The sequence below is a fragment of the Kitasatospora sp. NPDC127060 genome, from assembly GCF_042724935.1.
GTDB lineage: Bacteria > Actinomycetota > Actinomycetes > Streptomycetales > Streptomycetaceae > Kitasatospora.
Window position 1 is genome coordinate 1 of sequence record NZ_JBHXEG010000039.1, and the last position, 23,138, is coordinate 23,138.

The following is a 23,138-nucleotide window of genomic DNA, read 5'->3' on the forward strand; positions in this document are numbered from 1 at the left end:
CCGGCACCCCTGGTCACCAGGCGGGGTGCCGGGCTCCGGCGCGTCCGGCGCGGGCCAGGGCCGCGTCAGAGCCGGGCCAGGTCGACCAGGCCGCTCTGCTGGACGAGACCGGTGGCGGTCGAGGTGGCCGTGTCGGTCGCGTCGGACTGCTGCAGCACGCCGGTGGCGGTCGCGGTGGTGGTGTTGGCCAGGTCGTTCACCTCGTCGGTGACGGAGAGCCGGCTCTCGTCGCCGCCGAGGCTCGCGGTGGCCCCCGGGACGGTCTGCACGGCGCCCGGCACCAGGTGCGGGTCCACCTCGTCCACCCGGAGCCGGCCGTCGGCGAGCTGGCCGGTGCCGTCGTGCACCAGCGCCAGCGGCTTGCCCACGTCCAGGCCGGGGGTCTTGGCCTGCAGCGGCGCGGCCGGGGCCTCCAGCAGCACCTCGCCGAGGTCGGCGCCCTGGTCGACCAGCGGGAGCGGCAGCTGGGCCTTGGCGCTCGGGCCGACCTTGCCGGTGGCCAGCTGGGGCACCAGGTGGTTCGGCAGCAGCCCGTTGTCGGTGGTCCGGCCGGACGCCGGCGGCATGACCAGCGAGGTCGGGATGCCGGCCGTGACGTGGCTGCCCAGCGGGGTGAGCGGCACGTCCGCCGGGACCTGCTGGGTGGACAGCTTGTCCTCCAGGGCTCCGACCTGGTCCGGGCTGACCGAGGCGGCGGAGGCCGCTCCCTGGGAGGCGAGCACGCCCGCACCGACCGCCAACAGCATCGCGCCGGCCCGCTTGGAGAACTTCATGCTTTTCACCGTTCTGCCTGTCCGTACTGGGGACGTCCTGGTGGTCCAGTACCGGAGTTCCTTCGGGGAGGGCTGCGGGTACCCGCAGCCGGAAAGCAATCTGCGCAACGAGTGACCGTGAGTTCGGATTGCGGGCCTTAACCGGTTCGGCCTAATAATCCGACCGGAAACCACTCCCGGACGCGCCTCCCGGACTCTTTTCAAAAATCCCCGTAACCTTCCGTGCCGTCATTCTTTGATCTGGACGTCAGTGACTGCAGACCGGGTCTGAGCGTTCGACGCGTTGCTACGCACGGAAACCGAAAGCATTTCAGAGAGGGATCTCCCCATGATCCAGAAGTCCTTCGCCGCCGCCGGCCTGGCTGTCGCCGCGCTGGCCGGCGCCGCAGCTCCCGCCTCCGCCATCGGTGACGCGGACGGCGCAGCCGCCTCCATCGAGGGCAACGGCGGCACCAACTTCACCGGGACGGTCGGGAACAACAGCCCGAACTTCCACTTCCTGGACAACGCGAACGTCTGCCTCCCCGAGATCCACAACATCGCCGTCGGCGTCCTCGGTGTGGCCGTCCCGGTCGAGGTCCCGATCGCCAACAGCGGTGGCAAGCAGTACTGCACCCAGGGCCAGGGCACCCAGAGCCACGGCGACGCGGGCGTGTCCCACCTGGTCGGCTGACGTTCCCACAGCCCACCTCCGCACCACCCCCTGAACCACCCTCGAATCGCTCCCCGATTCACCCTTGAGAGGAAAACCGGAAATGATCAAGAAGTCCCTCGCCGCCGCCGGCCTGGCCGCCGCCGCCATCGCGATGTCCGCCGGCTCGGCTTCCGCCATCGTCGACTCGGACGGCGCCGCCACCTCCGTCCAGGGCAACGGCGGCACCAACCAGACCGGCACCCACGGCAACGGCAGCCCGAACTTCCACACCCTGGACAACGCGAACATCTGCCTGCCGGAGGTCCACAACATCGCCGTCGCCGTCGTCGGCGTCGCGGTTCCGGTCGAGGTGCCCGTCCTGAACAGCACCCCGAAGCAGATCTGCAACGTCGGCCAGAACACCCAGTCCTCCGGCGACGCGGGTGTCTCGCACCTGATCGGCTGATCAAGGGGCATGGCACGGACGGAGGGCCCGGGGAGGAAGGTCTCCCCGGGCCCTCCGGGCTTGACCGAGGTGTCCGGCCGGCCGCCGAGCCGCTGCGGCCGACCGGGTGACCGTCCGTCCGGACCGGCGCGCGGGGCGTCGGCCGGACGGGCCGAGGTGATCACCAGTCACAGCAAGGGCGCCCGCTGGGGCGCCCCCACAGAGAGGGCAGATCCATGAAGAGCATGCTGGCCAAGGCCGCCCTGACCGCCACCGCCGCGCTCGCGCTCGCGGGTGCCGCCACCCCGGCGTTCGCCCACGTCGGCCTGGCGGGCGGCGGCGGCCTCGTCGCCTCCGGCGACCACCCGTTCGTGGCCGGGATGGAGTGGGGCGTCGGCCACACCTCCAACACCATCGCCGGCGGCTTCGGTGGCGGCGCCGCCACCGCGACCGACCTGATGGGCGGCGGCGAGGGCTTCGCGCACATCAACGGCTGGAAGTAACAGCCGGAAGGCCGGGCCGCCCCCGTCGGGGGTGGCCCGGCCTTCCGCTGTGCGCGTCCGCTACTTGAGCATCCCGGCGGCCTCGACCGCCCAGTAGGTGAGAATCTGCTCGGCACCGGCCCGGCGGAGCGAGGTGAGCGTCTCCATGATCATCCGCTCCCGGTCGATCCAGCCGTTCGCGGCGGCGGCCTCGACCATCGCGTACTCGCCGGACACCTGGTAGGCGGAGACCGGCACCGGGGAGGCGTCGGCGACCTGGCGCAGGATGTCCAGGTAGGCCATGCCCGGCTTGACCATCACCATGTCGGCGCCCTCGGCGAGGTCCTGCTCCAGCTCGCGCAGCGCCTCGCGGGCGTTGGCCGGGTCCTGCTGATAGGCCTTGCGGTCGCCCTTGAGCGAGGAGCCGACGGCCTCCCGGAACGGGCCGTAGAAGGCCGAGGCGTACTTGGCGGTGTAGGCGAGGATGCCGGTGTCCTGGTGCCCGGCCTCGTCCAACGCCCGCCGGACGACGGCGATCTGACCGTCCATCATTCCTGACGGGCCGACCAGGTGGACGCCCGCGTCGGCCTGCACCCGGGCCATCTCCGCGTAGCGCTCCAGGGTGGCGTCGTTGTCCACGCTGCCGTCGGCGGCCAGCACGCCGCAGTGGCCGTGGTCGGTGTACTCGTCCAGGCAGAGGTCGGACATGACCACCAGCGAGTCGCCGACCTCGGCGACCACGTCCCGGATCGCCTGCTGGAGGATGCCGTCCGGGTTGGTGCCCTCACTGCCGATCGCGTCCTGCACGGCCGGGACGCCGAACAGCATGACGCCGCCCAGGCCGGCCTCGGCCGCCTCGACGACGGCCTTGCGCAGGCTGTCGCGGGTGTGCTGGACCACTCCCGGCATCGAGGCGACCGGGACGGGCGCGCTGACGCCCTCGCGGACGAACAGCGGCAGGACCAGCTCCGCGGGGTGCAGCCGGGTCTCGGCGACCAGTCGGCGCATCGCCGGGCTCTGCCGCAGCCGGCGCGGGCGAACGTACGGGAATTCAGCGGACACGGCTTCTCTCTCCGAACGGTTGTGCAGCGCTGGGGGCGACGAACTGCCGCCCCCAGCACCATAGTTGGGAATCCTGTCGGGAATCCTCAGCGGGCCTTGCGGCGGGATCCCGGACGGCGCTCACTGGGCCGGTAGACCGGCTCGCCCGCGGCCGTCGCGGCGTCCCGGCGCTTGGCTCCGAAGTCTGCCAGCGCCTGGGCCAGCGCGGCCGCCGACGGCGCCGGGGCCATCACGTCGACCCGCAGGCCGTGCTCCTCGGCGGTCTTGGCGGTGGCCGGGCCGATGCAGGCGATGACCGTGACGTTGTGCGGCTTGCCGGCGATGCCGACCAGGTTCCGGACGGTCGAGGACGAGGTGAACAGCACCGCGTCGAAGCCGCCGCCCTTGATCGCCTCGCGGGTCTCGGCCGGCGGCGGCGAGGCGCGCACCGTCCGGTACGCCGTCACGTCGTCGACCTCCCAGCCGAGCTCGACCAGGCCGGCCACCAGGGTCTCGGTGGCGATGTCGGCGCGCGGCAGCAGCACCCGGTCGATCGGGTCGAAGACCGGGTCGTACGGCGGCCAGTCCTCCAGCAGCCCTGCGGCGGACTGCTCACCCGACGGCACCAGGTCCGGCTTCACGCCGAAGTCCACCAGGGCCTGGGCGGTGGTCTCGCCGACCGCCGCGACCTTGATCCCGGCGAACGCCCGGGCGTCCAGGCCGTACTCCTCGAACTTCTCGCGGACGGCGCGGACGGCGTTCACCGAGGTGAAGGCGATCCACTCGTAGCGGCCGGTGACCAGTCCCTTGATGGCCCGCTCCATCTGCTGCGGGGTGCGCGGCGGCTCGACCGCGATGGTCGGCACCTCCTGCGGCACCGCGCCGTACGAGCGCAGCTGCTCGGACAGGCCGTGGGCCTGCTCCTTGGTGCGCGGCACGAGGACGTTCCAGCCGAACAGCGGCTTGGTCTCGAACCACGAGTGCGAGGCGCGGTGGGCGACCTGCTCGCCCACCACGGCTATCACCGAGGTCGCCGGGTCCACCGGGGCGGAGACCGGCGAGGGCAGCACCCGGGCCGCCTTGAGGTCGGCCGCGATGGTGGCCAGCGTGGACGTGAAGGTGCGCTGGCGGGTGGTGGTGCCGGAGAGGGTGGCGCTCAGCGCCGACTCCGGCTTGCGGCCGTTGGAGACCAGCGCGCTCGCGGTGGCCGGCAGCTGGCCCAGGGTGGTGCGGACCACCAGGGTGGTCTCCGGCGCGCCCAGGTCGACCGGGGCGCCGGACAGCAGCTGGCCGCCGTCCACGAAACGGACGTCGGTGCCGGCCGCGCCGCGCAGCGGGACGCCCGCGTACGCCGGGACGCCGACCGACTGGGCCACGCCCGGGATCACCTCGAAGGGGATCCCGTCACCGGCGCAGCTGAGCATCTCCTCGGCGGCGCAGCCGTCCAGGCCCGGGTCGCCGTCGACGGTGCGGACCACGTGCTTGCCGGCCCGGACGGCCTCGGCGACCAGCTTGGCCAGGTCGAAGCCGGTGCCCTCGGCGGCCGGGGAGTGCACCTGCACGCCGGTCGGACAGTGGGTGCGCACGGCCGCGGCGGTCAGCGGGTCGGCGACCAGGATGTCGGCCGAGGACAGCACCTCGACGGCGCGCAGGGTCAGCAGGCCCGGGTCACCGGGGCCCGCACCCAGGAAGGTGCACCGTCCGGTGGGCTGCCCGGCCGGGAACAGGGCATCGGTGGCGGCGGTGGGGCTCATCGGGCTCGCTCCCCCATCAGGGTGGCCGCGCCCGCGTCGAGCAGCCGGGCGGCCAGGGCGTGGCCGAGGGCCCGCGCCTGCTGCTCGGCGGTCTCGTCGAGGACGATCGGACCGTTGGCGGACATCTTCAGCAGGGCGGCGCCGTCGGGGTCGCCGACCACGCCGTCCAACTGCAGTTCGTTCTCCCGGCCCCAGGTGGCCAGTGCGGCGACCGGGGCCGAGCAACCGGCCTCCAGAGCGGCCAGCAGAGCGCGCTCGGCGGCCACGGCGACCCTGGTGGGGGCGTGGTCCAGCAGGGCGAGCGCGGCGGTCAGCTCAGTGTCGGCGGTGGTGCACTCGATCGCGAGCGCCCCCTGGCCGGGGGCCGGGACCATCAGCTCGGGGTCGAGGTACTGGGAGATCTCGGCGCTGCGGCCGAGCCGGTTGAGTCCGGCGGTGGCCAGCACCACGGCGTCCAGCTCGCCGGCGCTCACGTAGCCGATCCGGGTGTCCACGTTGCCGCGGATCGCGACGGTCTCCAGCTGGGCCTCGCGGGCCCGGGCCCAGGCGTTCAGCTGGGCCATCCGGCGCGGGGAGCCGGTGCCTATCCGGGCCGGGCGGCCGGCCCCGGCCAGCTTCTCCACCAGCTCGTCCAGGGTCAGGCCCTCGGCGGCGACCAGGGCGTCCCGGGCGTCCTCGCGCGCGGGGACGGCGGCCAGCGTCAGGCCTTCGGGCGCGGCGGTGGGCAGGTCCTTGAGCGAGTGCACGGCGAAGTCGATCCGACCCGCCAGCAGGGCGTCCCGCAGGGCGGAGACGAACACGCCGGTGCCGCCGATCTGCGCGAGCGCCTCCCGGGAGGTGTCGCCGTAGGTGGTGATCTCGACCAGCTCGACGGGGCGGCCGGTGAGCCTGGTCACCTCGCGGGCGACCATGCCCGACTGGGCCATGGCGAGCGCGCTGCGCCGGGTGCCGAGCCGCAGGGCGGCGGCCGGAGCCTGCTCGGAGAGCGGTTGACCATTCATGAGGTGATCGTCCCGGTGGTACTCGTGGGATGGCTGACGGTTCATCTGGTGCTCCCGGCCGAAGGCTGGGGGCGGCCGCCGACGGGCGTGCCCGACACGGCGTGCACGGCCGCCGGGTCGAGGTCGAACAGCTCGCGCAGGGCGTCCGCGTAGGAGGCGCCGCCGGGCTCGGCGGCCAGCTGCTTCACCCGGACGGTCGGGGCGTGCAGCAGCTTGTCGACGACGCGGCGGACGGTCTGGGTGATCTCGGCGCGGGAGCGCTCGTCCAGGTCGGGCAGCCGGGTGTCCAGCCGGCCCAGTTCGGCGGCGACCACGCCGGAGGCCATCGCCCGCAGCGCGACCACGGTCGGCGCGATCCGGGCGGCCCGCTGGGCGGCGCCGAAGGCGGTCACCTCGTCGGAGACGATCCGGGTGACCTCGTCGACGTCACCGGCACCGGGGCTGGCGGCGTGCGCGTGGGAGAGGCTCTCCAGGTCGACCAGCAGGGCGCCGTCCAGCTCGTGCACGGCGTGGTCGACGTCGCGCGGCATGGCGAGGTCGAGCAGGGCGAGCGGCCGGGGCGAGCGGCGCACGGCCACCGCGGCGGCCACGTCCTCGGCCCGGACCACCACGCCGGCCGCGCCGGTGCAGGAGATCACCAGGTCGACGTCGGCCAGTGCCTCGGGCACCTTGGCGAGGTCCAGGGTGCGGGCCACGTCCGGGCCGAGGATCTCCACCAGGCGCTCGGCGCGGGCCGGGGTGCGGTTGGCGATCAGCAGGTCGGTGACCCCGGAGCGGACCAGGGTGGCGGCGGCCAGCGAGCTCATCGAGCCGGCCCCGACCACCAGCGCGCGCTTGCCGGCGATCTCGCCCGCGCCCGCGGCGACCTGCTCCAGGCCGAAGGTGACCAGCGACTGGCCGGCCTTGTCGATGCCGGTCTCGCTGTGCGCCCGCTTGCCGACCCGCAGGGCCTGCTGGAACAGCTCGTTCAGGTCGCGCCCGGCGGTGTGCTCGTCCTGGGCCTTGGCCAGCGCGTCGCGCAGCTGGCCGAGGATCTGGCCCTCGCCGACCACCATCGAGTCCAGGCCGCAGGCCACCGAGAAGAGGTGGTGGACGGCGCGGTCCTCGTAGTGGACGTACAGGTGGGAGGTCAGCTCCTCCAGGTCCACCCCGCTGTGGTGGGCCAGCAGCAGCGACAACTCGGCGACGCCCGCGTGGAACTTGTCCACGTCCGCGTACAGCTCGATCCGGTTGCAGGTGTTGAGCAGCGCGGCCTCGGCGACGGTCGAGGACGCGGCCGCGTCGTGCAGCAGCCGGGTCGGGACCTCACCGGTCAGCGCGGCGCGCTCCAGCACGCCGACCGGGGCCGTCCGGTGGCTCAGTCCGACGACGAGAAGACTCATGCCCGTCCCCCACAGCTTTCGGTGTTCATGCGGGCATCACCGCGGACAGCTCGCCCTCGCCGCCCTTGGCGGACTTGCCCTTGGCCGACTGCTCGGCCTGGTCCTTGGCCGGCGGCTCGGCGCCGCCGCGGCCCTTGGCGGTGCCGCCTGCCGCCCGGCGCAGCTTGGCCGCGGCCGCGCGGACCGGGCCGGGGGCGCGGTCCAGCACGGACTCGGTGCGGTCGGGCTCCTCGCCGGCCTTGCGCTGCTCGTGGAAGGCGAGGATCTGCAGCTCGATGGAGAGGTCCACCTTGCGCACGTCCACGCCGTCCGGGACGGTCAGCACGGTCGGGGCGAAGTTCAGGATGCTGGTCACGCCCGCCTCGACCAGCCGGTCGCAGACCTGCTGGGCGGCGCCGGGCGGGGTGGTGATCACGCCGATCGAGACGTGCTGGCTCTCGACGATCGCCTCCAGCTCGTCCATGTGGCGCACCGGCAGCCCCGCGGCGGTGGAACCGACCACGTTGGGGTCGGCGTCCAACAGGGCGGCGACCCGGAAGCCGCGGGAGGCGAACCCGCCGTAGTTGGCGAGGGCGTGGCCGAGGTTCCCGATGCCGACGATGACGACCGGCCAGTCCTGGGTCAGACCGAGCTCGCGGGAGATCTGGTAGACGAGGTACTCGACGTCATAGCCGACACCACGGGTGCCGTAGGAGCCGAGGTAGGAGAAGTCCTTGCGCAGCTTGGCCGAGTTCACGCCGGCGGCGGCGGCCAGCTCCTCGGAGGAGACGGTCGGCACCGAGCGCTCGGAGAGCGCGGTGAGGGCCCGCAGGTAGAGGGGGAGCCGGGCGACCGTCGCTTCCGGGATGCCCCGGGCGCGCGAGGGTCGGCGCGCGGCGCCCTGGTCGGGCGTCTGCGAACTGCTCTGTGGTGATCGGCCGATTGCCACGGTGCTCCTGTGGGTGAAGCTGGGCTTTGGCAGCCAGGCTAAGCGTTTGTGAACGTGTGCACAAAGATGGTGTCCGTTTTGTCCCTGCACAGTGATGCGCATCACGCCGTTGTGCTCATAACACCGGCCTGGGTCAGAACCAGCTCCGGGGCCGCGGAACCGGGCAGCCAGGGGCCGTACGGGGCCTCCCGGCGCACCAGCGGGACGGCGCCGCCGGACGGCCGGGACCGCGCCCGGCCCAGCCGCGGCCAGGGCACCCGGGCGGCCTCGCGCAGCGGGCCGGTCCAGTCGTCCGGCGGGCAGGACGGGGCGCCCGCGCAGTGCCGCAGCAGCTCCGCCGTCACCCGGGCGTCACCCAGCGCGGTGTGCGCCGGGTACCAGCCCAGACCGGCCGCCTCCGCGCAGGCCGCCAGGCCGTGGCTACGGGCCTCCGGCAGGTGGGCGCGGGCCAGCCCCATCGTGCACAGCAGCGGGACGGGCGGCAGCGGCACCCCGATCCGGGCGAACTCACGGTCCAGGAAGGCGTGGTCGCAACTGACGTGATGGCCGACCAGCACCCGGCCGGCCAGCAGCTCCAGCAGCCGGGGGGCGATCTCCCGGAAGCGCGGGGCACCCTCGACGTCGGCCTGGTGTATCCGGTGCACATGGGTCGGGCCGACCGGGCCCAGCGGGTCCAGCAGGGTCGCGAACTCGCCCTCGGGACGGAGCCGGGCGTCCAGCAGCACCACCGCGACCTCGACCACCCGGTGCCGCCACGGACTGCGGCCGGTCGCCTCCACGTCCACCACCGCGAAGCCCTCGGAGGCTACGGGCGTCCCTGGGACCGGGCGGGGAAGCATGACGGCACTCCTCGTGTGCTCAGCCCCCCACGGGCGCAAACGCGTTCGATCGTAAGCCGACCGAGGCGCCCCGCCCCAAGCCCGGACGGAGTGTCTTTGGCAACGATTCGGCGAACCGCCCCCGCCGGTCGGCGGGGGCGGCGGCGCCCGTACGAGCGTCTCGTCAGGCGCCCAGGGCCTTGCGCAGACGGCTCTCGTCGACCCGCCAGAAGTCGTGCTGGCGACCGTCGATCAGGGTGACCGGGATCTGCTCCCAGTAGCGGCGGTACAGCTCCTCGTCCCGGGTGATGTCCTTCTCCTCGAAGGTCGCGCCCAGCTCCGCCGCCACCCGGACGATCACCTCCCGGGCCTCGTCGCACAGGTGGCAGCCGGGCTTGCCGACCAGGGTCACGGTACGGTCCGCCGGCTCGGGGCTCTTGCGTCGCAGCAGTGGGCTCACCCCGCCATTGTGGCGGCTGCCCACCCGCCCGCCCCCGGGGCGGTGGCGGGGAGCTGTTCACCGCACGGGCACGGCTCCGTCACGGCCGCTCCCCGCCCGGCTGGATATGCTCGATGACATGGCCGTGCTCCGAAGGCTCACCCAGGCGAGGCGCTCCACCACCGAGCGGAGCGCCCTGGCGGGCGAGGCCGCCGCCGCGGCCGCCGAGGCCGCGCTGCGCGCCGAACCGCTGCTCTCCCCCGCCGGCCCCACCGGGAACGACACGGCCGCGAACGGCACCGTCATGGAGGGCACCGTCGTGGACGCTCCCGCCGGGAACGCCGCCGCCGGGCATGCCCCCGGGACGGACGCGCCCGAGGCCGTGGCGGCGGGCAAGCCCGGAAAGGCCCCCAAGGCCCCGACCGGGAACCACACCCCCGACCAGGACGACCCGCGCGCCGCGGCCTTCTTCGACTGCGACAACACCATCCTGCGCGGCGCCGCGATCTTCTACCTCGGCGTCGGCCTCTACCGGCACGGCTTCCTCACCCGCCGCGACATCGCCCGCTTCGCCTGGCAGCAGGCGCTCTTCCGGCTGCACGGCACCGAGGACCCGGACCACATCTCGGACGCCCGGAACACCGCCCTCGGCATCGTGGCCGGCAAGCGCACCGCCGACCTGGAGGTGATCTGCGAGGAGGTCTTCGAGCAGGTCGTCGCCGACAAGATCTGGCCCGGCACCCGCGCCCTGGTCCAGATGCACCTGGACGCCGGCCAGCGGGTCTGGCTGGTGACCGCCGCCCCGTTGGAGGTGGCCCGGATCATCGCCCGGCGGCTCGGCATGACCGGCGCGCTGGGCACCGTCGCCGAGGCCCGGGACGGCCACTACACCGGCCGCCTGGTCGGCGACCTGCTGCACGGCCCGGCCAAGGCCGCCGCGGTGAACGCGCTGGCCCGGCGCGAGCGGCTGGACCTCGACCGCTGCGCCGCCTACAGCGACTCGGCCAACGACATCCCGATGCTCTCGCTGGTCGGCCACCCGTACGTGGTGAACCCGGACGGCGCGTTGCGGCGGCACGCCCGGGCGCAGGGCTGGCGGGTGCGCGACTTCCGGACCGGCCGGAAGGCGGCCCGGGTGGGGCTGCCGGCGGCGGCCGCGCTCGGGGTGCTCGCCGGGGCGGCGGCCGGGGTGGCGCTGCAGCGGCGCCGTCGGCGCGGCTGAACTCCGGCCGGCCTGAGGCCGGCGTCGGGACGAACTCCGGCCGAACTTCCGTCGGACCCGGCCCGACCGCGTCCACGGAACCGTTTCTGCCGCGCTTCCCGCCGCTCCCCCGCGCGGGTGAGAAGGCGTCAATCAGGGGCTTGACCTGGCCCCTCGTACGAGCGAACTCCCAGCTCCGACACGGCCGTCCGGGTCGGTTGTCCGAATCTGTCACCCGGTGACCGGTTCTGATCGTTCGTCAGGCCGGGAAAGTCAGGGGTTGCCGAGCCCCAAGGCTGGGAAACCGCCCCCAGTACCGCCGAATTGGTCACCCTGGGCGCCCGAACGGTCACGTTGAGCCGGATGAACGATGACATCTCCGGTCAGTGTCAGCCGAATATGCACAACAAATGGATCCCAAACGACCACTTCGACCACACGGTGTAGCTGTCATTGCACAAAGCGTTATTCTCTCCTGGATGCACGTCACCCATGCATCCCGCTCGAACGGGTGTCATGGGGAGTGCTCTCCGCGCAGGCGGAGGTGATCCGTCCACAGTTCTGCCTCTGGGAGTCCCGTGTACCCACCCGTCCGGAACGACGCGCCTGCACCCTCCCGCCCGTCGTCCGCGTCCCTGCGCCCCCGCACCGGCCTCCGCTGCCGCCCGGCCGGCGAGCGGCAGATCTCCACCGGCCTGGAACTGTTGCGCACGCTGCTCCTCAGCCAGCTCGCCACCACGCCCCAACTCGTGCCCGCCGGCGGCTCGTTCGGCCACCAGCACGGCCCCGGGACGGCGCTGCGCACCACCGCCGCCGGCTCGACCGGCACCGGCTCGCGGGGCCGCACCGGCAGCTCCGGCGTCGGCCGCAGCCGTACCCGCACCGCGCCGAGCCCCGGCTACGAGACCGAGCACAACCCGATCATGGAGCTGGTCGAGCGGGCCCAGGCCGGTGAGAGCGAGGCCTTCGGCCGGCTCTACGACCACTACGCGGACACCGTCTACCGCTACATCTACTACCGGGTCGGCAGCCGGGCCACCGCCGAGGACCTCACCAGCGAGACGTTTCTGCGCGCGCTGCGCCGGATCGGCACCTTCACCTGGCAGGGGCGGGACTTCGGCGCCTGGCTGGTCACCATCGCCCGCAACCTGGTCGCCGACCACTTCAAGTCCAGCCGGTTCCGGCTGGAGGTCACCACCGGCGAGATGCTCGACTCCAACGAGTGCGAGCGCAGCCCGGAGGAGTCGGTGCTGGAGTCGCTCTCCAACGCCGCCCTGTTGGACGCGGTGCGCCGGCTCAACCCCCAGCAGCAGGAGTGCGTGACGCTGCGCTTCCTGCAGGGCCTCTCGGTGGCCGAGACCGCGCGGATCATGGGCAAGAACGAGGGTGCGATCAAGACCCTCCAGTACCGCGCCGTCCGCACCCTGGCCCGGCTCCTCCCGCCCGACGCGCGGTGAGGCGACGGTGACCGAGGGGGCGATAGCCCGGCGACGGAGCCGGCCCGACGGCCCGTCACCACACCCGTCCGACCGACACGTCCGGGTGAACGGTCGGTCCGATGATCAGCCGTGCGTAACCGACCGCCCGCACCGCTCGTTGGCCAACGTGCAAGCCCCCACCAGGCGTACGGTCAAGCCGAATTGTGACCTATCACCCGATGGAGTGGCTTTGGCCCGCCGGGGCAACCGTCCGGCAGGCCGGGGTGTCGACAACGACGAAGGGAGGTGTGGCCCGTGACGGCAAACGTGCTGGAGCACCGGCGGGCGAAGGCCTTCGCCGAGGCGCTGGAGGCCCACCAGGCGGAGCAACGCCGCGCGGCCGACGCCGAATCGGCCAACGCCGCTGCCGGCGAGGCCGGTTCGGTCGCGATGGCCGAACTGGTCGGTCTGGCCGACGCACTGGGGGCGCTGCCCGGACCGGCCCTGGACCAGGAGGTCCGGACGGTCCAACGCGCCCAGCTGATGGCCGCGTTCGAGCAGGCCTTCGCGGGCGGGCCGGGTGCCACGGTGCCCCGCCAGCGCCGCCACCGGGCGATCCGGACGGCGCCGCGCGGCCGGTGGAGCCGCCGCTTCGCGATCGGCGGGCTGGTCGCCGGGCTCGCCGTCGGCAGCCTGGCCGGGGCCGCCGCCGCGAGTACCAACGCCCTCCCCGGGGACACGCTGTACGGCATGAAGCGCGGCCTCGAAGGGCTCCGGCTGGACCTCGCGGACTCCGACTCGGAACGCGGCGAGCTGCTGCTCGGCAACGCCGCCACCCGGCTCGGCGAGGCCAACACCCTGGTCGGGCAGACCGGTTCGGCCACCGGGCTCAGCCCGGCCACCGTGGACCGGGTCCGCCGGGCGCTGGACGACATGCACGCCGACGCCCTCAAGGGCCGCGACCTGCTGCGCTCGGTCTACCGCAGCAACGGCTCGCTGGACCCGATGCGCGCGCTGGCCGGCTTCGCCCAGGACGAGGACGGCCGCTGGAGCGAGCTGCAGGGCAGACTGCCCGTCCAGCTCACCGATCAGGCCCACTTGGTGAACCAGCTCTTCGACGACATAAGCGAGGACGTCGCGCCCCTGCGCCTGGCCCAGCCCCCCGCCAAGAGCGGTGGCGCGGCCGGCACCGGAGCGGGCGACGACTCGTCCTCCTCGACCGGCGGATCCCCGGCCGGCTCCGGAGCGAACGGCTCCGGCACCGCCCCCGGCTCCGGGCAGCCCCAGGACGGCACCGGCAACGGCAGCCGCCCCGGCAGCACCGACCGCTCCCCGGCCGACACCGGCGGCACGGTCGGCAGCGCCGGCAAGGGCGGTGGGCTGCCGAGCACCCTGCCCAGCAGCGCACCGGACGCCGTCAACGGCCTGGTCGGCAACCTCACCAACGGGCTCACCGGGGCCGGCCGGCCCTCGCCGAGCGCCGACGCGGCCCCGCCGCAGGTGCCGCAGCAGCCGTCCGGTGCGCCCAGCACGCCGAGCGGCGCCCAGCAGGGCGTGGACGTGCCCCCGCTGATCCCCGGCCTGCTGCCCGGGCTGCGGATCCTCGGCGGCAGCTGAGCGGCACGTGACCGGGCCCCGGCGGAACGTCCGCCGGGGCCCGGTCACGTCGGGGCCCCCTGACGCGGTTCAGCCGGGCCGAAGGGGCTCAGCGAAGCCCGGAGGGGCCGGGACGGGGCCGGGACGGGTCAGAAGAACACCGAGCGCCGCTGCACCAGCAGCTGGTACAGGGTGTGCTGGATGGTCTCCCGCACCTCGTCGGCCAGGTCGAAGACCAGCATCGGGTCGTCCGCCGCCTCCGCGGGATAGCCGTCGGTGGCGATCGGCTCGCCGAAGCGGATCGTCCACTTGGTCGGCAGCGGCAGCACCCCGAGCGGCCCCAGCCACGGGAAGGTCGGCGTGACCGGCACGTACGGCAGACCGAGCAGCCGGGCCAGCGTCCTGACGTTGCCGATCATCGGGTAGGTCTCCTCCGCCCCGACGATCGAGCACGGCACGATCGGCACCCGCGCCCGCAGCGCCGAGGAGACGAAGCCGCCGCGGCCGAAGCGCTGGAGCTTGTAGCGCTCCGAGAACGGCTTGCCGATGCCCTTGAAGCCCTCCGGCCAGACCCCGACCACCTCGCCGCGCTCCAGCAGCGCCTGGGCGTCCTCGTTGCAGGCCAGGGTGTGGCCGGCCTTGCGGGCCAGTTCGTTGATGCCCGGCAGCACGAAGACCAGGTCGGCGGCGAGCATCCGCAGGTGCCGGTGGTGCGGGTGGTGGTCGTGGATGGCCACCTGGGTCATCAGGGCGTCCAGCGGGATGGTGCCGGAGTGGTTGGCGACGATCAGCGCACCGCCCTCGGCCGGGATGTTCTCGATCCCCTGGACGTCGATCCGGAAGTACTTCTCGGCCAGCGGGCGCAGCAGCGAGAGCAGCACCTCCTCGGTCAGCTCCCGGTCGAAGCCGAACTCGTCGACCTCGTAGTCGCCGGTGATCCGGCGGCGCAGGAAGGCCAGCCCCTCGGTGGCCCGGCCCTCCCAGCCCTTGCCGAACAGCCGGGTGGCCGCCGGGCCGAGCTGCCCGGACAGCGCGCCGCCGACGGCCCCGGCGAGCCGGTCGGCCAGGCCGGGGCCCTCGGGCGAGGTGTAGCTGGGGGCGGACTCGATCGGAATGACCTTGGCCTCGCCCGGCCTGTTCTCGGCAGCGGCACTCATCGCGGGTTCAGCTCCTCGGGCGGTGGGTCGGTACGGCGTCGCCGGCCCCTTCGGGGCCGAGCAGGGCGGTCAGCCGGTCGGCGACGGCGGCCAGCCGCTCGGGCGGCAGCAGGCCGGGGCCCAGGGCGGCGGCGAAGTCGGCGAACGCCTCCGGGGTGCTGAACGCCGGGCGGTAGCCGAAGGTCTCCCGCAGCCGGGTGGTGTCCACCACCCGGCCGTGGGTGAGCAGCCGCAGCTGTTCCGGGGAGACGTCCACCAAGCGGGTCTGCCGGGCCAGCACGGCCATCCAGCTGACCGCGGGCAGCAGCAGCGGCAGGGTGGGCCGGCCGAGCCGGCGGGCGCACTGGGAGAGCAGCAGCACGCCCTCGCCCGCCACGTTGAGGGTGCCGGTGTTGACGGTGCCCGGTACGGGCTCGTCGGCGGCCCGGCAGAGCACCTCGACGGCGTCGTCCTCGTGGACGAACTGCAGTCGGGGGTCGTAGCCGAGCACGGTCGGCAGCACCGGCAGGGCGAAGTACTCGCTGAGCGGGGTGTCGGCGCCGGGGCCGACGATGTTGGCGAAGCGCAGCACCGTCACCGCGACGTCCGGGCGGCGCCGGGCGAAGCCGCGGACGTAGCCCTCGACCTCGGCCGCGTCCTTGGCGAAACCACCGCCGGGCGGGTCCTTCGGCTGGATCCGCTCGCTGAACACCGCCGGGTCGCGGGGCGCGGAGCCGTAGACGCCTGTGGTGGACTTCACGACCAGCCGGCGCACCCCGGGCGCCTTCTGGCAGGCGCCGAGCAGCTGCATGGTGCCGATGACGTTGGCCTCCTTGACCGCGGAGCGGTTGGTGGAGCCCAGTCCGGTGGCGCTGACGCTCAGGTGCACCACGGTGTCCACCCGGTGCTCGGCGATCACCCGGGAGACCGCGGGCCGGCGCAGGTCGAGCTGGTGGAAGGTGTACGGCGCGGCCGGTCCGGCCGGCTCCTCGACCGGCAGCCGGGGCGGCTGCACGTCCACGCCGACGACCCGGTCCACCCCCGGCCGGCGGCGGACCTCGGCGGCGAAGCGGGCGCCGAGATGGCGTGCCACGCCGGTGACGAGCACGACCACGCCCACGGTGCTGCACCCCATTCCCTCGGCCCGAGCGGCCCTCGTTGCACCGTACCGCGCCGCCCCGGGGGGCCGTGAAACGACACCGCCCGCCCTGGCCACGGGGACCAGGACGGGCGGCGAAAGCGCTGGGCGCGCTGGGCGCGGCCGAGGGCGCTTACTTCTTGTTGCGACGCTGAACGCGAGTGCGCTTGAGAAGCTTGCGGTGCTTCTTCTTGGCCATACGCTTGCGACGCTTCTTGATGACAGAGCCCACGGAACAACCCTCGCTCACTGAGACTCTCGTCCGTGAGAGACGGAGTCCATACGACTGACGTGAGGGCCTAGCCTACCGTCCGCGTGGCCGGGGCTGTAAATCGCGCTCCCCGTGACCGGGAAACTCATGGCAAATCCGGGGCGAACGGGGGCGGATCCACGGCTGTGGCCCGCCCCCGTCCGCCCGTCGGCTACGCGCTCTCCAGCCGCACGTAGGACTCCTTGAGGTACTCGTGCACCGCCTGCTGGGGCACCCGGAAGGACCGTCCGACCCGGATGGCCGGCAGCTCTCCGCTGTGCACCAACCGGTACACCGTCATCTTGGACACCCGCATGACCGCGGCGACCTCGGCCACGGTCAGGAAGACGACTTCCTGCAGGGGACGCTCGACGGAACTCATGACCATCACCCGACCCTTACCCGTGTGCAAGGCACCGGCTTCCCCTCCGGTGACTCCACCGGCACACGTGTATCCCCAGAGTAGTTATGGGTGGTACCAGTGGGAAGAGGGGAGGTGCAGTCCTCGTACGGTGGGAGATAGGACCGTTGCAGTACGTAGTCACCCCCCGGATGGCACCGGTGGGCGTACGCACAGCCCGCCCGGCGCGCGGCCGGGGCGGCGGTTTCAGGCCAGCAGACCGTGGTGCGGGAACACCGCGCGGCGGCTGGCGAGGATGGCCTGATCGAGTCGGTCCGCCGGATCGTAACCCGAGTCGAAGTCGCGCCAGGCCGGTCGGGCACCGTCGGTCATCCGCAGCGGGGCCGGGCGGCGGGTGCGGCGGTGGACCTCGGCGCGCCAGCTGTCGGGGGTCTCGGCGGCCGGGTCGACGGGCCGGCCGGCGGCGGTGGCGACCAGGTGGGTCCAGGTCCGCGGGACGACGTCCACCACGGCGTAGCCGCCCCCGCCGGTGGCCACCCAGCGGCCGCCGGTGAGCCGGTGGGCCAGCTCGTGCAGCTCCTCGGCGATCAGCCGCTGGGCGTCCACGGTGACGGCGAGGTGGGCGAGCGGGTCCTCCAGGTGGGTGTCCGCGCCGTGCTGGGTGACCAGGACCTGCGGCCGGAAGGCAGTGAGCAGTTCGGGCACCAGGGCGTGGAAGGCGCGCAGCCAGCCGCTGTCGCCGGTGCCGGCCGGCAGCGGCAGGTTGGCGGCGGAGCCGGGGGCGTCGGGGCCGCCGGTCTCGGTGGGCCAGCCGGTCTGCGGGAAGAGCGTGGCCGGGTGCTCGTGCAGCGAGACGGTGAGTACCCGGGGGTCGTTCCAGAAGGCCTCCTGGACGCCGTCGCCGTGGTGGACGTCCACGTCGACGTAGGCGACCCGCTCGGCGCCGAGCTCGAGCAGCCGGGCGATGGCCAGGGCCGGGTCGTTGTAGATGCAGAAGCCGGAGGCCTTGCCGGGCATCGCGTGGTGCAGCCCGCCGGCGAAGTTGACGGCGTGCGGGGTCTCACCGCGCCAGACCGCCTCGGCGGCGGCGACCGACTGGCCGGCGATCAGCGCGGAGGCCGAGTGGACGGCCGGGAAGGCCCAGTTGTCGTCGGTGCCGAGCCCGTGCCGGGGGTCGGTCCGCTCGGGGTGCGCGGCGGCGTGCTTGACCGCCTCGACGTACTCCCCGGTGTGCACCAGCCGCAGGGTGGAGTCGCCGGCGGGCGGCGCGGACCGGACGGTCACCCCGGGCCCGGCGGCCAGTCCGAGGTCCTCGACCAGGCGCATGGTGAGCGCCAGCCGGGTCGGGTCCATCGGGTGGCCGGGGCCGAAGTCGTAGGCGGTGACGGCCTCGTCCCAGAAGAGGTGCAGGCCGCAGGGGGTGTCACGCTCGGCTTCGGGCATGGCCTCCACCGTAGTGGGTGGGGGCCTCGGGCCTCACCGAACCCCCGCCGTCACGCGGGGGCGGGGGCCGCCACCGGGGCCGGGGCGAAGCGCTCGGCCAGCGGCAGCACGGCGAGCACCAGCAGCATCGGGGCGAGCAGCGCCCAGCGGTACGAACCGGCATCCGCGATCGCCCCGACCAGCGGCGAACCGACCAGGAAACCCACGTAGTTGAAGAGGTTGAGCCGGGCCACGGCGGCGTCCGAGTCGGCCGGGAAGAGCCGGCCGCCGGCCGCGAACACCTGCGGGATGATCGCGCAGATGCCGAAGCCCAGCACGGTGAACGAGGCGATGCCGGCCCAGGGCGCGGGCGCCACCGCGGCCAGCCCGAAGCCCAGCGCGGCCAGCGCTGCGCCGCCGCGCACCACCGGGACGGCGCCGAAGCGCTGCACCGCGCGGTCCCCCAGGGCCCGGCCGAGCAGCATCGCGACCATGTAGCCGAGGTAGGACAGCTTGGCGAGGTCCTCCCGGCTGCCCAGGCCGTCGGTGAGGTACTTGACGCTGTAGTTGGAGACCGAGGCGTCCGCGATGTAGGCGAAGGCCATCGCCAGGCACAGCGGCAGCAGCGGGCGCCAGGGGATGGACCGGGAGGCGGCGGCCGCCGCCTCCCGTACGGCGTCGCCGAGTTCGGCCGGGCCGGCGAACCGGGTGCCGGTCAGCACCGCGAGCGGCGCGATCACCGCCGCGGCGGTGCCGAACAGCACTGGCAGGCCCAGGTCGTAGTGCGAGCCGAGGCCCGCGATCGCCGCGCCGAGGATGCCGCCGAGGCTGAACGCGGCATGGAAGCCGATCATGATCGAGCGGCCGTAGCGGTGCTGGAGGCCCACCCCGAGCATGTTCATACTGGCGTCCAGCGCCCCCACCAGAAGCCCGAACCCACCCAGTGCCAGGGCGAGTTGCCACAGCGAGTCGCCCAGGCCGGCGGCCGCCAGGCTGAGGCAGACGGCCGGCTGGACGACCCGCAGCACGGCCCGGGCGCCGGTGCGCTTCACCATCTGCTCGGAGAGGATCGAACCGGCCCCGGCCAGGATCGGCACCGCGGCCAGGAAGACCGGCAGCAGGCCGTCGCTCAGCCCGTACCGGTGCTGGATCTCCGGGATGCAGGTCACCAGCAGCGCGAAGGTGGTGCCCTGGAGCAGGAAGCTGACGGCGAGCGCGGCCCGCCCGGCGCGCAGGCCGGGCGGTGTCGCGGCCGGGGCGGGCACGAGCGGTGCGGCACTCATACGGACCTCCACGCACGGGGACCGCGCGAGCCCCCGTACGGGCCCCGCTACCGGCCGGTAGAACGATGTTGGCCGAGAGCGTAGGCGGTGCGCCGCCTTTGCGGGAGGGGTCGCGCAGGGACTTCCGCGGCCGGTGCCCGCGGGCTACTTCCCGCCGGAGGCCAGCTCCCGGGAGCGGTCCCGGGCCGCCTCCAGGGCGCCCAGCAGCGCCGCCCGCACCCCGTGGTTCTCCAGCTCGCGGATGGCCGCGATGGTGGTGCCGGCCGGGGAGGTGACCGCCTCGCGCAGCTTCACCGGGTGCTCGCCGGAGTCGCGCAGCATCACCGAGGCGCCGATCGCGGACTGCACGATCAGGTCGTGCGCCACCTGCCGGGGCAGGCCGAGCAGGATGCCGGCGTCCGTCATCGCCTCGACCAGGAAGTAGAAGTAGGCCGGGCCGGAGCCGGACAGCGCGGTGGCCGCGTCCTGCTGGGCCTCGGGCAGCCGCAGCGCCTTGCCGACCGAGCTGAAGATCTCCTCGGCGCGCGCCAGGTGCTCCTCCCGCGCGTGCGAGCCGCCGGAGATGACGCTCATCCCCTCGTCCACCAGCACCGGCGTGTTGGGCATCACCCGGACCACCGGGGTGCCGGCCGCCAGCCGCTCCTCGAACCAGGCGGTGGGGACGCCGGCCGCCGCCGAGATCACCAGCCGGTCCGGGCTGATGTGCGGGGCGAGTTCCTCCAGCAGGCTGCCCATGTCCTGCGGCTTGACCGCGAGGATCAGGGTGTCGGCCAGCTTGGCGGCCTCGGCGTTGGAGACGGCCACCACCCCGTAGCGGTCGGCGAGTTCGGCCGCCCGCTCGGGGCGGCGGGCGGTCACCAGGACGTCCGACGGGTCCGTGCCGGCCCGCAGCAGACCGGAGAGCAGGGCCTCGCCGATCTTGCCGGTGCCCAGGAAGGCGATCTTCTGTCCGTGCGCTGCGCTGCTGCCCATGGTCCGCTCCTTGCCTCGGTACTGCGGCCATCCTCGCACCGGGCGGCGGCGCCCGTCGGGACCGTCCGGTCCGTGGCCGCCGTCCGGTCCGTGGCCGCCGTCCGGTCCGTGGTCCCCGCGCCCCGGCCGCGCACAGGTCGCGCCCGGCCTCGCCCCTAGGGGAGAAAACTCGGGGGTTTCCCCTATGGCCTCCCGGCCCGCGCGGGCGCACCGTGGAGCCATGGCACACGACGGAATGTCCCGACGAGAGAACCGGCAACTCGCGGTCGCCTCGGCGACCGTGGGCCCGTGGCGGACGGCCGCGGGAGTCGGTGCGGTGGTGGGGGCGACGTCCCTGGGGATCGAGGCGATCTCCGGGAACTGGTCGCTGAGCATGCTGGCCGGGCCGGCCGGCTGGGGCCTGTTCTTCTTCTTCCTGGTCGGCAGCGTCGGCGGTCAGCTGCGCCGCGACACCGCCGACCGGCGACTGCGCCGCTGGGCGGAGGCCCACCCGTGGAAGTCCGCCCTCCCGGCGGCCGGCGGACTGCTGGTGCTCAACATGCTGGCGCAGCTGTTCCTCGGCGACGCCGGACTGTTCGGCGCCTTCTTCGTCTCCCTGCTGCCCGCCGGCATCCTGCTGGCGATCGCCGGAGTGGTCGGCTCGGTGAAGCAGGCCCGCGGCAAGGGCTGAGCCGGGGGGCGATTTTCAGACAAACAGTGGCGAACCTTCCGGCGCCGCACACCGGTTCACCACAGGACGTGCCCCCGGTCGACGAATCGTCACACCCCGTCGGCATACTGGCGCGATGCCGATAGCCGAAGATCCGGAACCGCGCCCCTCCGAGGGCCGCGAGCCGGGCGGGTCCGACCCGTCCGGAGCGGGCGGGAAGGACCCGTTCGCCGACCTCGTCCTGGACGAACAGTTCATCAGGGCCGCCAGCGTCAAGGAGCAGTCCGCCCGCACCCGGATGCTGTCCGCCCGCTGGAAGCACACCCCGCCGGTCGACCCGGGCGGCCGACGCTCGGTCAACGACGGCCCGGCGCCGGCCAAGCGCCGGTTCGGCCGCAGGCCTAAGCTCCAGGTGGTCGACCCATGGGGCAACCCGCGCCCGGCCAAGCGCCGGCGCGGGTTCGAGTGGCGCACGCCGCTGTTCGTCGCGCTGACGGTCGCGGTGCTGCTGGCCGCGCTGAACGTCGACGCGCTGCGCAACTGGCTGCACAAGGACACCGGCGACGGCTCCTCGGCCGCCCACCTCCCGGTGCCGACCGTGGCCCCGGAGACGGCCAGACCGACCACGGCCCCGCCGTCCACCCCGGACGACCAGCCGACCGTCGACCACCCCTGGAAGGCCTCCCCCGCCGAGGGCTGGCCGACCGGCACCGAGGCCATGGTGCTGCCCGAGGCGAAGGCCACCGGGGTCTTCTCGGCCGACGAGGTCGCCGCCCAGCTCCAGCAGGTCAAGGACTACCTCGCGGCCGCCAACCTCGACCCCAAGGTGATCGGCGGCGCCCGCCCCGACGCCGCGCTGGCGATGCTCGACCGCGATGACCGCAAGACCGTCGCCGCCGCCCTCGACCACCCCGGCAAGGACAGCGACCCGCTGAACTGGTTCGCCCGCTTCGACCCCCGCGAGGCGCTCCTGGTCGGCGACAGCGTCAAGGCCCAGGGCCGGATCAGCTACGAGGGGGACGGCAGCGGGGGCGTGCTGATCCACACCGACTTCACCTTCGTCTACCCGGTGCAGCCCGGCCCCGACGCCCGGAAGCTGGCCGAGGCCCGCCCGGCCCCGTCCGGCTCCGCGCCGCAGTCGGTGGGCCTGGTCCGGGCGGCCACCGCCTCCGCCGGGGACACCTGGACGACCCGGGCCATCGTCCGGAGGGTCGACGACTACCGCTTCTACGACCCGTCCCGCTACAAGGTCGAGCCCAAGAAGATCGTCTTCAAGCGGTACCAGGTCGACCTGGGCAACAACGACTGCTACGTCTACGACGGCTTCGTCCACCCGCAGTTCAACCAGTTCGCCCGGCCCCACCCGGAGCAGACCGGCCCGACCGGCGATCCGTACGACCGGAGCCAGGACCTGGACGAGAACCGCGGCTGCGGCACCACCAGCCGCACCTGACGGTCAGCGCTTGCGCTTCCCGCCGGGGCGGCCGCCGCGGCCGGCCCGGCGCCGCTGGTACTGCTCGACGGCCTTCTGGTGGGCGGCCCGCCGGACCGCCTCGCCGGGGGCCTCGACCAGGCTGCGGGCGAAGTAGGCGGCCAGGCTGCCGGCCCCGCCGATCAGCCAGACCGCGCCGAGCGACTTGTCCTCGGCCATCCAGCCGGTCAGCTGGTCCTTGCCCTCGGTGAGCGCCTTCCAGGTGCGTCGGACGGCCATCAGCGAGCAGACCGCGATGGCGGCGGTCAGCAGGCCGTTCAGGAAGCCGCCGTTGTCGGAGAGGGCGATGCCCTCGACGCCGAAGCGCAGCACCAGCACGGCGGCGGCGGTGGCGGCCAGGGCGCCCGCGGAGACGCCGACCCGGCGCAGCCAGTAGCCGTTGTCCCGGTCGACCCAGCTGGTGCCGAAGAAGCGGATCGGCTCCGGCTCGGGGGCGCCGGCGGACGTGGGGGCGGGGGTGGGGGGCTGCTCGCTCACGCCGTCGATTATCACCCGACCGGCACATGCGACGGAGGAGCCGTCC

General features: G+C 73.8%; 24 protein-coding genes. 8 read left to right on the forward strand and 16 right to left on the reverse strand.

All coding sequences use genetic code 11. The annotated features are described in order from the left end of the window. Positions 1–65: 65 nt before the first annotated feature. Entirely contained in the window at positions 66–773 is a 708-nt protein-coding gene (locus ACFWIS_RS21575; protein ID WP_380456269.1) for a hypothetical protein, read from the reverse strand. Between the two features lie 328 nt (positions 774–1,101). Between ACFWIS_RS21575 and ACFWIS_RS21580 the strand changes: the two genes are divergently transcribed. The 3 genes from ACFWIS_RS21580 (at position 1,102) to ACFWIS_RS21590 (ending at position 2,355) form a co-directional block, all read left to right on the forward strand. Continuing rightward, positions 1,102–1,446, forward strand: coding sequence for a rodlet layer protein (locus ACFWIS_RS21580; RefSeq protein WP_350507669.1), 345 nt, complete (start codon positions 1,102–1,104; stop codon positions 1,444–1,446). Positions 1,447–1,528: 82 nt separating this feature from the next. After that, complete coding sequence (locus ACFWIS_RS21585) at positions 1,529–1,873, forward strand: rodlet layer protein (protein ID WP_188309838.1); 345 nt, start codon at positions 1,529–1,531, stop codon at positions 1,871–1,873. A 215-nt stretch (positions 1,874–2,088) separates the two neighbouring features. Beyond that, positions 2,089–2,355 (forward strand): hypothetical protein, encoded by a 267-nt coding sequence (locus ACFWIS_RS21590; protein WP_380523962.1) that lies wholly within the window; start codon positions 2,089–2,091, stop codon positions 2,353–2,355. Positions 2,356–2,415: 60 nt separating this feature from the next. Here the strand turns inward: ACFWIS_RS21590 and hemB are convergent, their stop codons facing one another. From hemB to ACFWIS_RS21625, 7 genes are all read right to left on the reverse strand, one after another. Further along, complete coding sequence (hemB, locus tag ACFWIS_RS21595; protein ID WP_380456265.1) at positions 2,416–3,396, reverse strand: porphobilinogen synthase; 981 nt, start codon at positions 3,394–3,396, stop codon at positions 2,416–2,418. A gap of 86 nt (positions 3,397–3,482) precedes the next feature. After that, complete coding sequence (locus tag ACFWIS_RS21600) at positions 3,483–5,129, reverse strand: uroporphyrinogen-III synthase (protein WP_380456263.1); 1,647 nt, start codon at positions 5,127–5,129, stop codon at positions 3,483–3,485. After that, complete coding sequence (gene hemC / locus ACFWIS_RS21605; RefSeq protein ID WP_380456261.1) at positions 5,126–6,130, reverse strand: hydroxymethylbilane synthase; 1,005 nt, start codon at positions 6,128–6,130, stop codon at positions 5,126–5,128. The genes ACFWIS_RS21600 and hemC overlap by 4 nt, the downstream gene beginning before the upstream one ends. Positions 6,131–6,171: 41 nt before the next feature. Further along, positions 6,172–7,512 carry a glutamyl-tRNA reductase gene (locus ACFWIS_RS21610; RefSeq protein WP_380456259.1) on the reverse strand — a complete coding sequence of 447 codons (1,341 nt, stop codon included), beginning with the start codon at positions 7,510–7,512 and terminating at the stop codon, positions 6,172–6,174. Between the two features lie 25 nt (positions 7,513–7,537). Beyond that, positions 7,538–8,434 (reverse strand): redox-sensing transcriptional repressor Rex, encoded by an 897-nt coding sequence (locus ACFWIS_RS21615; protein ID WP_380456276.1) that lies wholly within the window; start codon positions 8,432–8,434, stop codon positions 7,538–7,540. A 107-nt stretch (positions 8,435–8,541) separates the two neighbouring features. Continuing rightward, positions 8,542–9,279: an exonuclease domain-containing protein gene (locus ACFWIS_RS21620; protein ID WP_380456257.1), complete on the reverse strand. Its 738-nt coding sequence runs from the start codon at positions 9,277–9,279 to the stop codon at positions 8,542–8,544. Positions 9,280–9,442: 163 nt separating this feature from the next. Continuing rightward, entirely contained in the window at positions 9,443–9,718 is a 276-nt protein-coding gene (locus tag ACFWIS_RS21625) for a glutaredoxin family protein (RefSeq protein ID WP_380456256.1), read from the reverse strand. Between the two features lie 118 nt (positions 9,719–9,836). Between ACFWIS_RS21625 and ACFWIS_RS21630 the strand changes: the two genes are divergently transcribed. From ACFWIS_RS21630 to ACFWIS_RS21640, 3 genes are all read left to right on the forward strand, one after another. After that, the gene (locus ACFWIS_RS21630) at positions 9,837–10,919 is read left to right on the forward strand and encodes an HAD-IB family hydrolase (protein WP_380456254.1); all 1,083 of its coding nucleotides are present in this window, start codon (positions 9,837–9,839) and stop codon (positions 10,917–10,919) included. A gap of 662 nt (positions 10,920–11,581) precedes the next feature. Beyond that, entirely contained in the window at positions 11,582–12,355 is a 774-nt protein-coding gene (locus tag ACFWIS_RS21635) for an ECF subfamily RNA polymerase sigma factor, BldN family (RefSeq protein WP_380456274.1), read from the forward strand. 276 nt (positions 12,356–12,631) lie between these two features. Then, positions 12,632–13,933: a DUF5667 domain-containing protein gene (locus ACFWIS_RS21640; protein WP_380456252.1), complete on the forward strand. Its 1,302-nt coding sequence runs from the start codon at positions 12,632–12,634 to the stop codon at positions 13,931–13,933. 128 nt (positions 13,934–14,061) lie between these two features. Here ACFWIS_RS21640 and ACFWIS_RS21645 read toward each other — a convergent pair whose 3' ends face one another. The 7 genes from ACFWIS_RS21645 to proC all read right to left on the reverse strand — a co-directional run bounded on the left by ACFWIS_RS21645 (position 14,062) and on the right by proC (position 20,474). Beyond that, positions 14,062–15,069: a lysophospholipid acyltransferase family protein gene (locus ACFWIS_RS21645; RefSeq protein WP_380456250.1), complete on the reverse strand. Its 1,008-nt coding sequence runs from the start codon at positions 15,067–15,069 to the stop codon at positions 14,062–14,064. Positions 15,070–15,076: 7 nt separating this feature from the next. Then, positions 15,077–16,168 (reverse strand): NAD-dependent epimerase/dehydratase family protein, encoded by a 1,092-nt coding sequence (locus ACFWIS_RS21650; protein ID WP_380456248.1) that lies wholly within the window; start codon positions 16,166–16,168, stop codon positions 15,077–15,079. A 151-nt stretch (positions 16,169–16,319) separates the two neighbouring features. Further along, positions 16,320–16,418 carry a 30S ribosomal protein bS22 gene (locus ACFWIS_RS21655; RefSeq protein ID WP_003948845.1) on the reverse strand — a complete coding sequence of 33 codons (99 nt, stop codon included), beginning with the start codon at positions 16,416–16,418 and terminating at the stop codon, positions 16,320–16,322. Positions 16,419–16,608: 190 nt separating this feature from the next. Beyond that, positions 16,609–16,818 carry a helix-turn-helix domain-containing protein gene (locus tag ACFWIS_RS21660; RefSeq protein ID WP_045699258.1) on the reverse strand — a complete coding sequence of 70 codons (210 nt, stop codon included), beginning with the start codon at positions 16,816–16,818 and terminating at the stop codon, positions 16,609–16,611. A gap of 225 nt (positions 16,819–17,043) precedes the next feature. After that, entirely contained in the window at positions 17,044–18,240 is a 1,197-nt protein-coding gene (locus ACFWIS_RS21665) for an acetoin utilization protein AcuC (RefSeq protein ID WP_380456246.1), read from the reverse strand. A 50-nt stretch (positions 18,241–18,290) separates the two neighbouring features. Beyond that, positions 18,291–19,502 (reverse strand): MFS transporter, encoded by a 1,212-nt coding sequence (locus tag ACFWIS_RS21670; RefSeq protein ID WP_380456244.1) that lies wholly within the window; start codon positions 19,500–19,502, stop codon positions 18,291–18,293. A gap of 144 nt (positions 19,503–19,646) precedes the next feature. After that, on the reverse strand, positions 19,647–20,474 hold the full coding sequence (gene proC, locus ACFWIS_RS21675; RefSeq protein WP_380456243.1) for a pyrroline-5-carboxylate reductase: 828 nt from the start codon (positions 20,472–20,474) through the stop codon (positions 19,647–19,649). Between the two features lie 220 nt (positions 20,475–20,694). On the opposite strand from proC, the gene ACFWIS_RS21680 reads away from it, so the two are divergent. Together ACFWIS_RS21680 and ACFWIS_RS21685 are read left to right on the forward strand one after the other, a co-directional pair. Beyond that, the gene (locus ACFWIS_RS21680) at positions 20,695–21,144 is read left to right on the forward strand and encodes a hypothetical protein (RefSeq protein ID WP_380456241.1); all 450 of its coding nucleotides are present in this window, start codon (positions 20,695–20,697) and stop codon (positions 21,142–21,144) included. A 115-nt stretch (positions 21,145–21,259) separates the two neighbouring features. Then, positions 21,260–22,576, forward strand: coding sequence for a hypothetical protein (locus ACFWIS_RS21685; RefSeq protein WP_380456239.1), 1,317 nt, complete (start codon positions 21,260–21,262; stop codon positions 22,574–22,576). Positions 22,577–22,579: 3 nt separating this feature from the next. Here the strand turns inward: ACFWIS_RS21685 and ACFWIS_RS21690 are convergent, their stop codons facing one another. Continuing rightward, positions 22,580–23,092: a hypothetical protein gene (locus ACFWIS_RS21690; RefSeq protein WP_380456237.1), complete on the reverse strand. Its 513-nt coding sequence runs from the start codon at positions 23,090–23,092 to the stop codon at positions 22,580–22,582. Between the last annotated feature and the right edge of the window lie 46 nt (positions 23,093–23,138).